General features: G+C 75.2%; 10 protein-coding genes. 1 reads left to right on the top strand and 9 read right to left on the bottom strand.

Features of this window, described 5'->3' with window-relative positions; all coding sequences use genetic code 11:
• Positions 1-5: 5 nt before the first annotated feature.
• The 4 genes from HOY81_RS13415 to HOY81_RS13400 all read right to left on the bottom strand — a co-directional run bounded on the left by HOY81_RS13415 (position 6) and on the right by HOY81_RS13400 (position 5,739).
• On the bottom strand, positions 6-995 hold the full coding sequence (locus tag HOY81_RS13415; RefSeq protein ID WP_237320562.1) for an alpha-ketoacid dehydrogenase subunit beta: 990 nt from the start codon (positions 993-995) through the stop codon (positions 6-8).
• Between the two features lies 1 nt (position 996).
• Positions 997-2,169, bottom strand: coding sequence for a pyruvate dehydrogenase (acetyl-transferring) E1 component subunit alpha (gene pdhA, locus HOY81_RS13410; protein ID WP_237320561.1), 1,173 nt, complete (start codon positions 2,167-2,169; stop codon positions 997-999).
• A 425-nt stretch (positions 2,170-2,594) separates the two neighbouring features.
• Positions 2,595-3,932, bottom strand: a complete 1,338-nt coding sequence (locus HOY81_RS13405; protein WP_237320560.1) for a phosphotransferase — start codon at positions 3,930-3,932, stop codon at positions 2,595-2,597.
• Positions 3,933-4,080: 148 nt separating this feature from the next.
• Positions 4,081-5,739: a protein kinase gene (locus HOY81_RS13400; RefSeq protein ID WP_237320559.1), complete on the bottom strand. Its 1,659-nt coding sequence runs from the start codon at positions 5,737-5,739 to the stop codon at positions 4,081-4,083.
• Between the two features lie 601 nt (positions 5,740-6,340).
• Here HOY81_RS13400 and HOY81_RS13395 point away from each other — a divergent pair.
• The gene (locus HOY81_RS13395; RefSeq protein ID WP_237320558.1) at positions 6,341-8,023 is read left to right on the top strand and encodes a protein kinase; all 1,683 of its coding nucleotides are present in this window, start codon (positions 6,341-6,343) and stop codon (positions 8,021-8,023) included.
• Positions 8,024-8,133: 110 nt separating this feature from the next.
• Here HOY81_RS13395 and HOY81_RS13390 read toward each other — a convergent pair whose 3' ends face one another.
• From HOY81_RS13390 to HOY81_RS13370, 5 genes are all read right to left on the bottom strand, one after another.
• Positions 8,134-8,703 (bottom strand): bacterial proteasome activator family protein, encoded by a 570-nt coding sequence (locus HOY81_RS13390; protein ID WP_237320557.1) that lies wholly within the window; start codon positions 8,701-8,703, stop codon positions 8,134-8,136.
• 157 nt (positions 8,704-8,860) lie between these two features.
• Complete coding sequence (locus HOY81_RS13385) at positions 8,861-9,778, bottom strand: hypothetical protein (protein WP_237320556.1); 918 nt, start codon at positions 9,776-9,778, stop codon at positions 8,861-8,863.
• A 198-nt stretch (positions 9,779-9,976) separates the two neighbouring features.
• Complete coding sequence (locus HOY81_RS13380; RefSeq protein WP_237320555.1) at positions 9,977-10,954, bottom strand: NAD(P)H-quinone oxidoreductase; 978 nt, start codon at positions 10,952-10,954, stop codon at positions 9,977-9,979.
• Positions 10,955-10,964: 10 nt separating this feature from the next.
• Positions 10,965-12,032, bottom strand: coding sequence for a TrkA family potassium uptake protein (locus HOY81_RS13375; protein WP_237320554.1), 1,068 nt, complete (start codon positions 12,030-12,032; stop codon positions 10,965-10,967).
• The gene (locus HOY81_RS13370; RefSeq protein WP_237320553.1) at positions 12,029-13,921 is read right to left on the bottom strand and encodes a molybdopterin molybdotransferase MoeA; all 1,893 of its coding nucleotides are present in this window, start codon (positions 13,919-13,921) and stop codon (positions 12,029-12,031) included. The genes HOY81_RS13375 and HOY81_RS13370 overlap by 4 nt, the downstream gene beginning before the upstream one ends.
• Positions 13,922-14,132 lie beyond the last annotated feature (211 nt).

The following is a 14,132-nucleotide window of genomic DNA, read 5'->3' as shown; positions in this document are numbered from 1 at the left end:
GGTCCTCAGTACGCCAGCGCGCGGTCGACGGCGTCGAGCACCCGGTCCAGGCCGGGGAGGTACTCCTCCTCCAGCCGGGCCGGGGGGTACGGCGCGTGGAACCCGCCGACGCGCAGCACCGGTGCCTCCAGGTGGTAGAAGCACCGCTCGGTGATGCGGGCGGCGACCTCCGAGCCGGTCCCGAGGAAGACGGGCGCCTCGTGCACCACGACGAGCCGGCGGGTCCGCTCCACGGACTGCTGCAGCGTGTCGAAGTCGATGGGCGACATGGAGCGCATGTCGACCACCTCGAGGGAGTTGCCCTCCTCCTCGGCGGCCGCGGCGGCCTCCAGGCAGGTCTTCACCATCGGCCCGTAGGCGGCGAGGGTGAGGTCCGTGCCCTGCCGGGCGACGCGGGCGGCGTGCAGCGGGGCCGGGATGGCGGAGGTGTCGACCTCGCCCTTGTCCCAGTAGCGCCGCTTGGGCTCGAAGAAGACGACCGGGTCGTCGCTCTCGATGGCCTGCTGCATCATCCAGTAGGCGTCCGCGGCGTTCGAGGGGGAGACGCACTTGAGGCCCGCGACGTGCGCGAAGAGCGCCTCCGGCGACTCGCTGTGGTGCTCGACCGCGCCGATGCCGCCCGCGTACGGGATGCGGATGACGACCGGCAGCTTGACCTTGCCCAGGGCCCGCGCGTGCATCTTCGCGAGCTGGGTGACGATCTGGTCGTACGCCGGGAAGACGAAGCCGTCGAACTGGATCTCGACCACGGGCCGGTAGCCGCGCAGGGCCAGGCCGATGGCGGTGCCGACGATGCCGGACTCGGCCAGCGGGGTGTCGATCACCCGGTCCTCGCCGAAGTCCTTCTGCAGGCCGTCGGTGATGCGGAAGACGCCGCCGAGCTTGCCGACGTCCTCGCCCATGACCAGGACCTTCGGGTTGTCCTCCATCGCCTTGCGCAGCGACTCGTTGAGCGCCTTGGCGATGGGCATCTTGGTGGTGCTGGTGGCCGCCATGTCAGTGAGCCTCCCCGTCGGCGAAGGACGCCAGGTATTCCGCGTACTGTGCGCGCTCCTCGTCGACCAGGGCGTGGCCGTCCGCGTAGACGTGTTCGAAGATCGCCATGGAGTCCGGGTTCGGCATGGCGCGTACGGCCTCGCGGACCCGGCGGGCGAGTGCGTCGGCCTCCTCGTCGACGGAGGTCAGGAAGTCCTTGTCGGCGAGGTTCTCCTTCTCCAGGAGGGTGCGCAGCCGCAGGATCGGGTCCTTGGCCTCCCAGGCCGCCCGCTCGTCGTCGTGCCGGTAGCGGGTCGGGTCGTCGGAGGTGGTGTGGGCGCCCATGCGGTAGGTGAAGGCCTCGATCAGCATCGGGCCCTCGCCGGTGCGGGCGCGCTCCACGGCGGCCTTGGTGACGGCCATGCAGGCCAGCACGTCGTTGCCGTCCACCCGTACGCCCGGGAAGCCGAAGCCCTGGGCGCGCTGGTAGATCGGCACCCGGGACTGCCGCTCGGCGGGCTCGGAGATGGCCCACTGGTTGTTCTGGCAGAAGAACACCACCGGGGCGTTGTAGACGGCGGAGAAGGTGAAGGCCTCCGCCACGTCGCCCTGGCTGGAGGCGCCGTCGCCGAAGTAGGCGATCACGGCGGAGTCGGCGCCGTCCTTGGCCACACCCATCGCGTAGCCCGTGGCGTGCAGCGCCTGGGAGCCGATCACGATGGTGTAGAGGTGGAAGTTGTTGGTGTTCGGGTCCCAGCCGCCGTTGTTCACGCCGCGGAACATGCCGAGCAGGTTGGTCGGGTCCACCCCGCGGCACCAGGCCACGCCGTGCTCCCGGTAGGTGGGGAAGACGTAGTCGTCCGGGCGCAGGGCGCGGGCGGAGCCGATCTGGGCGGCCTCCTGGCCGAGCAGGGAGGCCCACAGGCCCAGCTCGCCCTGCCGCTGGAGCGCCGTGGCCTCCGCGTCGAACCGCCGGGTGAGCATCATGTCGCGGTAGAAGCCGCGCAGCTCGTCGGGGGTGGGGTCGAAGGCGTAGTCCGGGTGCTCGACCCGCTCGCCCTCGGGGGTCAGAAGCTGGACGAGCTGCGGCTCGCCCGGCTGCGTGGCGGCCGTCTTCTTCTTACGGGACGTGCTCGCCCGCTTGCCGCCGCTGCGGCGCGACGTACTGCGCGCGGCAGTGCCTTCCACGGTCACGTGTGCTCCTCCGTCTGTCCGGCCCCCGGGGTCCGCCGGGCAGCCAGTGCGGCTCGCCCGGTACCGATACGGCGCACGGGGTTGGGTGCGGCGCGGACGGAACCGAGCGGTGACAGTGTCCCCGTCGATGGCCCGCCAAGAACACGTTACCCAGCCCTCCACAACCACGCGAAGGGGCCCTGACCTGCGATTTTGCTTGGATATCCAAGTAATACCGAGGTCGGCTGGAACACCACTGGTCACAGTCTTGCAAGCCCATGGGACACGCGCACGGTAACCCGTGCCCCCGCGACACGGGAAGAGCAAGTCCAGACCGTTATGTGAGACCGTACGGGGGGTCGGGAGGGGATGTATCACCGTATGACCGGTGCCGTACGGGGCCGTGCCGGTCCGCCGTACGGGGGCCGGGGGGCGCGGGAGCGGGGTCAGTCGCAGAAGGCGTCGCGGACCGCGGCGTACCGGTGCGACCACCACACCACCAGCGCCGCCGCGGCCGGGAACTGCGGGTCCGCGCGGCCGTCCCGGAGCTGGTAACGCCAGCGCAGCATCCAGAAGTCGTTCAGCCGCTCCCACCAGACCCGGTGCACGGCCGCGCCCAGCTCCCCCGCGGAGGCGCGGGCGCAGCGGCGGTACGCCCGCGCGTACGCCCGCACCTTGCGCAGGTCGAGGGAGCCGTCCGGGCGGAGGAAGAAGATCGCCGCCCCGCGCACCGCCTCCTCCGCGCGCGGCTGCACGGCCAGCCGGTCCCAGTCCACGATGGCCACCGGCTCCCCCGAACCGTCGTGCGGGCCCGTGTCCCGGTAGAGGAGGTTCAGCGGGTGGAAGTCGCCGTGCACCCAGCCGGCCGCCGGTGCCGCCCCGCGCGGCGGGCGGGCGTCCGCGTACCGGTGCAGCAGACGGCGGCGCTCCAGCAGCCGGTGCTCGGCGAGCAGGTCGAAGGCGTCGCGGCGGCGGCCCCGTGCCCGTACCCGGGCCAGCAGCTCGCCGATCAGCTCCTCGGTCTCCTCCGGGTCGGCGCTCTCGGCGGGCGCCGCGGCCAGGGGGGAGAGCGGTGCGGCGGCCGGGGCGGGGGCGACCGCCAGGGCGGGCGCGGCGGCTCCCGGGAGGGGCGCACCGGCGCGGGCCGCTGCGGCGGCCCCGGCGGCCACTGCCGCGGGGAGTCCGGCGGGGAGCCCGGTGGGCTCGGCGGTGGGGAGGCGCGGAGGGACCGGGGACCACCGGTCGCGGGGGCCGGGCAGCGGGCCCGGCCCGTCGTCACGGCCCGTGTGCCGCTCCGGGCCGCCCGGGCGGTCCGGGGGGTGGCCCGGTGTGCCGTCCGGCAGCGGGCCCTGCGCGGGGAGGAGCTGCTGGAGCCGGGTGTGGACCTGGCCGAGCAGCCCGCCCAGCCGCCGGCACTGTGCCGCGGACAGCTCCTCGCCGTGCCGGTGCCGCCCCTCGATCCAGGGGTGCAGAGCGAAACACCGGTCGTCCACCACGGCGACCGTGCGCCCCTCCCGGTCGGCGACCGGGGGCACCACGGGCAGCCCGAGTTCCTCCAGGCCGGCGATGGCCCGGTGCCGGCGTTCGAGCGGTGCCGGGTCGGCGGGGTCGGCGTCGAGGTGGTGCTTGAGGAAGTAGCTCCCGCGGGTGGTCTCCAGCCGGTAGCCGCGGTTCAGCAGCCCGCGGGTGAGCGGCTCGCAGGACAGCGGCTCCCCTGCGACGGCATAGCGCCTGAGCAGGGCGGATACGGTCGCCGCCGGCAGGTGGGTGGGTGACTGCTGCACGAGCCGCATCGTAGGTCACCCGGAGCGACCACCGGTGTGCGCTGTGCACTCGGCGCCGGTTTGTGATAGGGGCCGGCACGCCCCGCGACGGTACGCCGGGGCTTCCCGCGGGGACGCCCCGGTGTGGGCGGTCCTCGGTTCACCGGGCTCAGTCGGCGATACCGCCGACCGTGGTGTCGGTGCCGCCCCCGCCGGTGTCGGTGTCGCCGCCCCCGCCACCGGGGTCGCCGCCCTCGGTGGTGCCGGTGTCGCCCTCGGTGGTGCCGCCCTCGTCGCCGCCCGGGTCGCCGGTGCTGGTGCCGCCCGTCGGGTCGTCACCGCCGCCGCCCGGGGTGCCGGAGGTGCTCTCGCTCTCCTCGCCGCTCGGAGTGGGCTCGCTGGGCTCGCCGGTCGGGGAGGGCGTGCCCTCGCTGGGCGTGGTGTCGGGCGTCTCCGGCGACGGCTGCCAGTCGTCACCGCCGGTGGTGGTGCCCGGGTCCTCCTCCTCGGCGGTGGGCGTCTCCTCCGAGGTCTGCTTGTCGGTCTCCTGGTCCTTCGGCGTGGAGGAGGTGGTGTCCGGCCCCGCGGGCTTCTTCCCTCCGTCGTCGCCCGCCTGGAGGGCGAAGAAGATGCCCGCGGCGACGGCGATCACCGCGAGAAAGCCGATCAGCGCGTACTTCACGCCGCCGCCCCCGCGGCCGCCGTCCCGGGGGCCGCCGTCGAAGCCGCCGTCGTCCCGGTCCGGCGGGCCCATGATCATCGGCGGGCCGAGCTGGGTCGGGGTGTCGTCGCCGGGGTGCCGGCGGGCGTCGGCGCCCGGCACGCCCATCGCCGGGGTGGCGCCCCCGCCGTGCGCCGCGACCGCCCCGGTGTTCCACAGCCCGCCGGTGTGCGCGCCCTGCTCGGCCAGCATGCGCAGCGCGTACTGCACGAGGCCGCGCATCTCCTCGGCGGTCTGGAAGCGGTCGTCCGGGTCCTTGGCCAGCGAGCGCATCACCAGTCCGTCCAGCTCCGGCGGCGGACCGTCGGCGACCTGGGAGGGCGGCACCGGGTCGTCCTGGACGTGCTGGTACACCACGGAGAGCGGGGTCTCGCCGGTGAAGGGCGGACGGAGCGCCAGCAGCTCGTAGAGCAGGCAGCCCGTGGCGTAGAGGTCGGAGCGGGTGTCGACGGTCTTGCCGAGCGCCTGCTCCGGGGAGAGGTACTGCGGCGTGCCCATGACCATGCCGGTCTGGGTCATGGTGTTGGACGCGCCGTGCAGGGCGCGGGCGATGCCGAAGTCCATCACCTTGACCGCGCCGGCGTCCGTGATGATCACGTTGGCCGGTTTGATGTCGCGGTGCACGATGCCGTGCTGGTGGCTGTAGGCCAAGGCCTCCAGGACCCCGGAGACGATGATCAGCGCCTGGTCGGCCGGGGGTGCCTCGGCGCTCTGCAGCAGGTCGCGGATGGTCCGGCCCTCGACCAGCTCCATCACGATGTACGGCGTGACGTTGCCGTTGATCAGTTCCTCGCCGGAGTCGTAGACGGCGACCACCGCATGGTGGTTGAGCCCGGCGACGGACTGTGCCTCGCGGGTGAAGCGGGCCTTGGAGACCGGGTCCTCGGCGAGGTCGGAACGGAGCAGCTTGACGGCGACCGTCCGGCCGAGACGGACGTCCTCGGCGGCGAACACCTCCGCCATGCCGCCGCGCCCGAGCCTGCGGGTGAGGCGGTAGCGGCCCTCGCCGACCAGACCGTTGTTGCCCCACAACTCCGGCGCATCGGGCACGGAGCCACCCGTCGCGTCGGGCTCCTGAGGGCCCCCAGCGGCTTGCGTCTGTGCCATCAGTCCTCGCCGTCGATTCGGTCCGCGGGTGCGCGGGCGGGTGAGCTCACCGTCCGCTTGGAGGCTACAGCCTTGCGGAAGGTCCCGGGATTGGGGCGGAAACGCCATACAAGCGGCTGCGCCGCCCGGGCCGCAAGTCGATCGGGCGGGCGACGACCGGGGTGCGGGCGCCGGAGGGCGCCCTCCCGGCCGTCCGTACGGAACACCCGGTGCGGTCGGTGCGGGTGGTGCGGGAGCGGGCTCCGGGGCGGTAGAGCCGGAGGGTGCGGATGGGGCGAGAGGGACGCAGGCGCGTGGCTGAGAATCGACGGGTCGGCCACCGGGATCCGCCCCGACGCCCGGCCGGGGGAGCTCCGGACGGTGTCTCAGCTCTGTGGGCACACCATGCGCATCCGGTTACGGAACGGGCAACGAGCTTGACGTGCCGGGGCCCTGGGGCAGACTTGAGCGCGGGGCGGGCCGCCGGTGCACGCGCCGGCGACGACGCCGGAGCGGGGCCCCGGCCGTGAGAACCGCCGACGGCACAGGGATAATTGGCCACCCAGACGTAGTCGGACGTGGACGCACCGGTTCAGCGCGCCGCCAAGGGGGATGCAGTCAGATGAGCGACGACGGCGCAGCCGCGCAGTACCTCGGCCGCACGATCGGTGGCCGGTTCCAGCTCCAGAGCCTGCTGGGTGCGGGCGGCATGGCCTCGGTCTATCTCGCGTACGACGCGGTGCTCGACCGCCAGGTCGCGGTCAAGACGCTCCACACCGAGCTGGGCCGGGAGCAGTCCTTCCGGGAACGCTTCCGCCGCGAGGCGCAGTCGGTCGCCAAGCTCACGCACACCAACATCGTCTCCGTCTTCGACTCCGGCGAGGACGAGATCGACGGCGCGATGGTGCCGTACATCGTGATGGAGTACGTCGAGGGCAAGCCGCTGCGCTCGGTGCTCGACGAGGACGTCCGGCAGTTCGGCGCGATGCCCGCGGAGAAGGCCCTCAAGATCACCGGCGATGTGCTGGCGGCGCTCGAGGTGAGCCACGAAATGGGCCTGGTGCACCGGGACATCAAGCCGGGCAACGTGATGGTCACCAAGCGCGGTGTGGTCAAGGTCATGGACTTCGGCATCGCCCGTGCCATGCAGTCCGGGGTGACCTCGATGACCCAGACCGGCATGGTCGTCGGCACCCCGCAGTACCTCTCCCCCGAGCAGGCGCTGGGCCGCGGCGTGGACGCCCGCTCCGACCTGTACTCCGTCGGCATCATGCTCTTCGAGCTGCTGACCGGGCGGCTCCCCTTCGACGCCGACTCGCCGCTGGCCATCGCGTACGCGCACGTCCAGGAGGAGCCGGTCGCACCGTCGACCATCAACCAGTCGGTGCCGCAGCCGGTGGACGCCCTGGTCGCCCGCGCGCTGCGGAAGAACCCGAACGAGCGCTTCCCGACGGCCGAGAGCATGCACGACGAGTGCGAGCGCGTCCGCGGCTCGGGCGCCGCGGGCGGCGCCGCCCCGATGATCGTCGGCGGCGGCCCGGCGCAGAGCGGCGCGGGCGTCGGCCAGGCGGTCTTCCCGCCGCTCGGCGACACCGGCACCCCGCCGCCCCAGGGCACCGCCCAGCAGCCCTACCAGCCCGCGCAGTACGGCTTCGGGCCCAGCACCCCGCCGCCGGCGCCCCAGGCGGGCGCCCCCGGCTACCCGGCGCCGGCACCGTACGGGCAGGGCCCGCAGGGCGGCCCGCAGACGCCGCCGCCCTACACCATGAGCCCGGGACAGACCGGCGGTGCGCCCGGCGGGGGAGGCCGCGGCAAGAACACCGCGGTGCTGATCGGCTCCGCGGCCGCGGCGATCGTCGCGGTCACCGCGGTGATCGTCGCGGTGGCGCTGAACGGCGGCGACGGCGGGGGCGCGGACCCGCAGGCCGACGACAAGCCGAGCGCCGGCGCCAGCGCCTCGCAGTCCCAGCAGGGCGGCTCCGGCGGGCAGCAGTCGTCCGAGCCGAAGGAGTCCTTCAAGCCGGAGGACAAGAGCCTCACGATCGACGCGAGCGAGTGCGTCGATGCGAGCGACAGCTACCTCGACAAGGGCAAGAAGAGCATGCCCGAGCTGACGCAGTACAACATGGCCTCGGTCAAGGAGTGCATCCGCCGGGCCGGCTGGAAGCTCGGCGAGGTCACCTACGAGGACGAGAACGTCTGGGGCAAGAACATGGTCCTGGACCAGGAGCCGGACTCCCACGAGTCCTTCGACCCGAAGAAGGACAAGGTCGACCTGACCGTCTCCACCGGCCAGCCCGGCTGACGCCGGCGGGCCCGCCGACCGGGGCCCCGCACCGCCGCTCCGCTCACGGCTCCGGCCCGGCACACACGCGGTGTGCCGGGCCGGAGGCAGGAGCGGGGCGGGCCGGGGGCTCAGAGGTACGGGCCGCCGGTGCGGCTGCGGCCGGGCTCCTCGGGGCCACCCATGCCCTCCGGGACGGCCCCGGGGGGCAGCGCCCGGCGCATCTGCTCCAGCTGAGCGCGCGCCGCCATCTGCTGGGCGAAGAGCGCCGTCTGGATGCCGTGGAAGAGCCCCTCCAGCCAGCCGACGAGCTGGGCCTGCGCGATACGCAGCTCGGCCTCCGTCGGCACCGTCTCGTCGGTGAAGGGCAGCGACAGCCGCTCCAGCTCCTGGATCAGCTCGGGGGCGAGGCCGTCCTCCAGCTCCTTGACCGAGCTGGAGTGGATCTCCTTGAGGCGCGCCCGGCTCGCCTCGTCCAGCGGAGCCGCCTTCACCTCCTCCAGGAGCTGCTTGATCATGCTGCCGATGCGCATGACCTTGGCCGGCTGCTCGACCATCTCCGTGACGGGCACCTCGGCGTGCTCGTCGGCCTCGCCGTCCTCGCCCTTGGGACCGCCGGCACTGCCGAGAGCCATCCCGTCCGGGCCGACCACCAGGACATGCGGGCTCTCCTGCGACCGTTCGTTGCTCGGCTCTGTCATACCCCCCATTCTGCACGGCGGCTCAGGAGGGATGCGGGGGCGTCCGGGAGCGTGACGGCCCGCCCCTGCCGGGGCGGCCGGTTTCCCGTGGCAGGGGGCGACGCGGCGGTCGTACGGGCTCCGCAGGCCGGCCGCGGCGGTCGTAGGGTTCCGCAGGTCAGCCGCGGCGGAGGCGGAGCGCCAGAAAGGCCATGCCCAGGCCGAGCGAGGTCAGCCCGGCACCGAGGGAGAACAGCGGGAGCACGGGCGGCGCGGGGGAGGTGCCGGTGCCCACGGTCGTCACCGCCCCGGTGCCGTCCTCGGCGAGCACGTCCTCGCGGCCGGCCCCGGGGACGGTCCCGTCCCGGGAACCGGGGCGGGGTCCCGGGCCCTCCCCGGCGGCGGGGCCGGGTTCCGAGGTCTCCGGGGCCTGAGCGGTCTGAGGGTCCTGAGGGGTCTGAGGGTCCTGAGGGGTCTGAGGGTCCTGAGGGGTCTGAGGAGCTCCCGGGTGCTGAGGGGGCTCAGCGGTCTGGGGGGCTTCCGGGGCGAGCGACGCCGGGCTCCGCGGGGCGGTGCCCTCCTCCGGCACCTCCGCGGGTGCCCCGGACCGCGGCGAGCCCCCGGCCTCGGGAGCGGCGTCCCCGGCCGTTCCGGGCGGCTGCTCCGGCACCCCGCGCGGCGCGGACTCCCCGGCCGTGCCGTCGGGCGCCTCCGCTCCCGGGGAGCGGGGGGCGGCGGGTGCGGCACCCCGGGCGGGCGGTTCCGCTCCGGGGCCCGGAGCGCCGGTGCGGTGGTCGCCGGGCGCCTGCGGCCGGAACTGCTCCTCCAGCAGTGCGGCCAGGCGTGCGCCGAGCTGCTCGGTGAGCCAGGAGCTCAGCGCCCCCTCCGCACCGTTCTCGGCGTCCTCGGAGCCGGCGGGGGCTCCGGCGAGCGGACCGCTGCCGCGGGCCTGCGGGGAGACCGCACGCGTCGGCGGCCCGTCCTGGGGCGCGCCCTCGGCCGGCTGGGCGGCGAGCGCGTAGGGCACCGGGAGGAGCACGGTGAGTGTGCAGGTCAGCAGAGGGATTCCGAAACACCGGCGAAGCGCGTTCCCCACGGTCCCCTCCTTACCGCCGCGGACTCTCCTGCGCGACTCCCAGCGTCACACAGGCGGATGATTCCGGCATCTCGGGAGCAGTTGGGGAGGATGGTCCCGCCGCCGGCGAGTCGCCGGCCGGGCGCGGTGCCGGTGACCGCCCGGCGCCGGACGCCGGAGCCGGGCGGTTACCGGAGCGAACCGGAGCGGAGGCGCGGATCAGGTGGTGAGGACGACCTTGCCGACGTGGGTGCTGTCCTCCAGCACCCGGTGCGCCTGCGCCGCCTCGCGCATCGGCAGCGTACGGTCCACCACGGCCCCCACCCGGCCGTCCGCCAGCAGCGGCCACACGTGCTCCCGCACCGCCGCCACGATCGCCGCCTTCTCGTCCAGCGGCCGCCCGCGCAGCGAGGTCGCGGTCACCGCCCCGCGCTTGGCCAGCAGCGCGCCCAGGTTCAGCTCGCCCTTGACGCCGCCCTGCAACCCGATGATCGCCAGCCGGCCGTTCACCGCGAGGGCGTCGACGTTCCGGCCCAGGTACTTGGCCCCGACGATGTCCAGGATCACGTCGGCGCCGCGCCCGTCCGTCGCCGCACGCAGCTCCTCGACGAAGTCCTGCTCCCGGTAGTTGATGAGGATGTCGGCGCCCAGCTCGGCGCACCGCTCCAGCTTCTCCTTGCTGCCGGCCGTCACCGCGACACGGGCGCCGACCGCCTTGGCGAGCTGCACCGCCATGGTGCCGATGCCGCTGCCGCCGCCGTGCACCAGCAGCGTCTCGCCGGGCCGCAGATGCGCCACCATGAAGACGTTCGACCAGACGGTGCAGGTCACCTCGGGCAGTGCGGCCGCCGTGGCGAGCTCCAGGCCCTCCGGCACCGGGAGGAGCTGCCCGGCGGGCACGGCGACCCGCTCGGCGTAGCCGCCGCCGGAGAGCAGGGCGCACACCTCGTCACCGACCGCCCAGCCGGACACCCCCGGCCCCAGCGCGGTGATCCGCCCGGCGCACTCCAGGCCGGGGTAGGGGGAGGCGCCCGGCGGCGGGTCGTAGAAGCCGCGGCGCTGCAGCAGATCCGCCCGGTTGGCGGCGCTCGCCGCCACCTCGACCAGCACTTCGCCTTCGCCCGGTTCCGGGTCGGGGACCTCGGCCCACACCAGGGCCTCGGGCCCGCCCGGCTCGGGGATCGTGATCGCATGCATGGCGCCGACGCTACCGCTTGGCGCCGTTCCTGCCGCCTCCGCCACCCGGGCTCTCCGGGGCCGGCTGCGCCCGCTGGATCACCACCACCCGGTCGGTCAGCTCCAGGCGCGCCGCCTCCGGGTCGTCGTAGCCCAGCAGCCGGTGCCCGCGGACCACGGTCACCACCAGATCCGGCAGCTCCCGCGGAGAGCGGCCCGCCTCGGCCTTGGTGACGGGGCGTTCGGTCAGGCTCAGCCCGGTGCCCTGCTGGATCAGGTCCTCCATCACGGAACCGGCGTGCGGACTGACCATCGACAGGCCGAGCAGCCGCCCGGCGGCGCTGGCGCTGGTGATGACCGTGTCGGCGCCGGACTGCCGCAGCAGCGGCGCGTTCTCCTCCTCACGGACCGCGGCCACGATGTTCAGCCGGCGGTTGAGCTGACGGGCGGTCAGGGTGACCAGCACGGCGGTGTCGTCGCGCTGCGGCGCCACCACGATCTGCCGGGCGCGCCCGACCTGGGCACGTTGCAGCACCTCGCTGCGGGTGGCGTCGCCGACCACCCCGGCGTATCCCTCCTCCGCCGCCGCCTCGATGACCCGGTGGTTGGTGTCGATCAGCACGAGCCGGTCCCGGCCCACTCCGGTCGACAACAGCGTCTGAGCCGCGGACCGGCCCTTGGTGCCGAAGCCGACGATGACGGTGTGATCGCGCAAGGCGGACCTCCAGCGGGTCTGGCGCCACTGCTCGCGGGTGCGCTGGGTGAGGACCTCGAGCGTGGTGCCGACCAGGATGATGAGGAAGGTGACCCGGAGCGGGGTGACCAGCAGGACGTTGATGAGCCGGGCCGAGTCGGAGACCGGGGCGATGTCGCCGTAGCCGGTGGTGGAGAGGGTGACCGTGGTGTAGTAGACGGCGTCCAGGAAGGAGACCCGCCCGTCGGTGCTGTCGGTGTACTCGTCCCGGTCCAGGAAGACGAGGAGCACCGTCAGCCACAGCACCGCCAGCGCCGCCAGCACCCGGCGCAGCACCTGACGCAGCGGGCCGACGGTGGGCCGCGGCAGCAGGACATGGCCCTCGGTCGTGTCGGGCGTTCTCACCACGGCAGGTCCAGCAGTCGTACGGACGAACCGGCCGGCGCACCGCCCGGCGGGACGGCGGCGAGCGCGTCCGCGCCCGCGATCCCGCGCAGCATCGCCGGTCCGGTGTAGTGCAGCGGCACCGCGGCGGTGCCGTCGTGGGAGCCTCCGCGAGGGCCGCCGCGGGACAGCGTGACCGGCACCAGCCGGGTGTCCCGGGGGTGCCCCGGCACCTCGGCGGCCAGCGTGGCCCGTACGGCGGTCGGCTCGGCCCGTCCCGCGCGGGCCCGGACCAGGGGCGCGGCGAGAGTGAGCAGCCCGGAGACCGCCGCCAGCGGGTTGCCGGGCAGCGCCACCAGGTGGCGCTCCGGCCCGGTGGCGGAGGCGGCGGGGAGCGCGGCCAGCAGCATGGGGTGGCCGGGGCGCACCTCGGCGCCCTCCACCAGCAGGCGGGCGCCGAGCCGGCGCAGGGTGGGGCGCACGTGGTCCACCGGCCCGGCAGCCGTGCCGCCGGTGGTGACCAGCACCTCCGCGGTGCTGGTGGCCAGCGCCTCGTGCACCGCCTCCGCGTCGTCGCCGAGCCGGCGGGTACCCCGTACGTCGGCACCGAGCGCGGTCAGCCAGGGCGCGACCATGGGGCCGAGCGCGTCCCGGATGCGCCCGTCCTGCGGGAGGCCCGCGGGCAGCAGCTCGTCACCGAGGACCAGCACCTCGGCACCCGGACGGGGGACGACGGTCAGCGCGTCGTAGCCGGCGGCGGCCGCCAGGCCCAGCACGGGCGGGGTGACCGGCGTCCCGGCGGGCAGCAGCCGGTCCCCGGTGCGGCACTCCTGGCCGCGCGGCCGGATGTCGGTGCCCTGCCCGACGGCGTCCGGCGGCACGCCGGGCGCCAGGTGCAGCCGGCCGCCCCGTTCCCGGGCCCGCTCGGAGCGCAGCACGGCCGTCGCCCCGGGCGGGACCCGGGCACCTGTGGCGATGCGTACGGCCTCACCGTCGGCGAGCGGCGCGGGGGCGTGCTGCCCGGCCAGAATGCCGCCGGCCGCGGCGACCGACCACGGCCCGGGGCCCGCGACCACCCAGCCGTCCATCGCCGAGGTGTCGAACGACGGCAGGTCCGCGAGCGCCTCCACGGGCGCCGCCAGCACGGTGTCCAGCGCCCGCGCCAGCGGCACGGTCACCGGCTCCGCGGGGGCCGCGGCGCGGGCGGCGATCCGCAGGGCCTCGTCCCACGGGACGCCGTGCGCGTGCCCGCGTGCATGCGGGGTGCGTGCGCCGGGGGACGCCTCCCCGGCGGGGGGTGTGGCACCGGGGGGCGCTGCTGCGGAGTGCGCGGGGCCCGGTGCACGGTCGCCCCCCGGGTTCGTCGGGCGCCGGGCGTCCGCACCGGACGGCGGGGACGCCGGACCGGACCGGCGGGCGGCGGCGCCCGGCCCGCCGGTCCCCGGTTCCGTGGCGGAGGACGGCGCGTCGCCGCCGGCGGAAGGGCCGGGGCGGGCGGGCGACCGCTCCGGGGCGGCGCGTTCCTCCCCGTCGCGCCGCCCGGAGCCCCCGCTCAGCCAGGCGGGCGGGGCCAGGTCGTCGTCGGGCGCCTCGGGTGCCGGGCGGCGGGCCTGGGCCTGGTCGCGGCCCGCGGGCCGCCCCGGCCCCGGGGTGCCCGCCGTGGCGCGTGACGCGCTGCCGGGGTCGGTGCCCCGCTCCGGAGCGCCGAGCCACTCCGGCGGGGACACGTCGTCGGGGGCGGTGTCCCCCGTGGCCGGGGAGGCGTCCGAAAAGCCGGTGAGCCAGGACGGCAGGGCGGGGCCCTCGGCGGACGGCGGCGGGGAGCGGCGCGGCCCCGGGGAGGGCCCGGCGGACCTCCCGGCCTCGTTCGCCAGGGCGACCGCCTCGTCGAGTTCGTCGCCGTCGCTCACGGTCCTACTCCGTCCACCTCGCCGGCCACGCGGCGCAGCAGCACACCCCGCACCACCGTCGCTGCTCCGCCGTCGCTCACAGCGCCACCCCGTTCGCTTCTCCGGCTCCGCCGCGCAGCAGCACACCCCGGCACCACACCCCGCACCACCGTCGCCGCTCCGCCGTCGCTCACAGCGCCACCCCGTTCGCTTCTCCGGCTCCGCCGCGCAG

Origin of the sequence: Streptomyces sp. JJ36 (genome assembly GCF_021696945.1) — a bacterium.
Classification (GTDB): domain Bacteria; phylum Actinomycetota; class Actinomycetes; order Streptomycetales; family Streptomycetaceae; genus Streptomyces.
The sequence above is the reverse complement of the archived record's forward strand: the minus strand, read 5'-3'. Positions and strand labels throughout refer to the sequence as shown.

What these genes read in the sequence shown, in the direction of transcription:
- HOY81_RS13400 (WP_237320559.1), bottom strand. Translation starts at nt 5,739, where the DNA reads ATGGCACAGACGCAAGCCGCTGGGGGCCCTCAGGAGCCCGACGCGACG.
- HOY81_RS13415 (WP_237320562.1), bottom strand. Translation starts at nt 995, where the DNA reads ATGGCGGCCACCAGCACCACCAAGATGCCCATCGCCAAGGCGCTCAAC.
- HOY81_RS13390 (WP_237320557.1), bottom strand. Translation starts at nt 8,703, where the DNA reads ATGACAGAGCCGAGCAACGAACGGTCGCAGGAGAGCCCGCATGTCCTG.
- HOY81_RS13395 (WP_237320558.1), top strand. Translation starts at nt 6,341, where the DNA reads ATGAGCGACGACGGCGCAGCCGCGCAGTACCTCGGCCGCACGATCGGT.
- HOY81_RS13380 (WP_237320555.1), bottom strand. Translation starts at nt 10,954, where the DNA reads ATGCATGCGATCACGATCCCCGAGCCGGGCGGGCCCGAGGCCCTGGTG.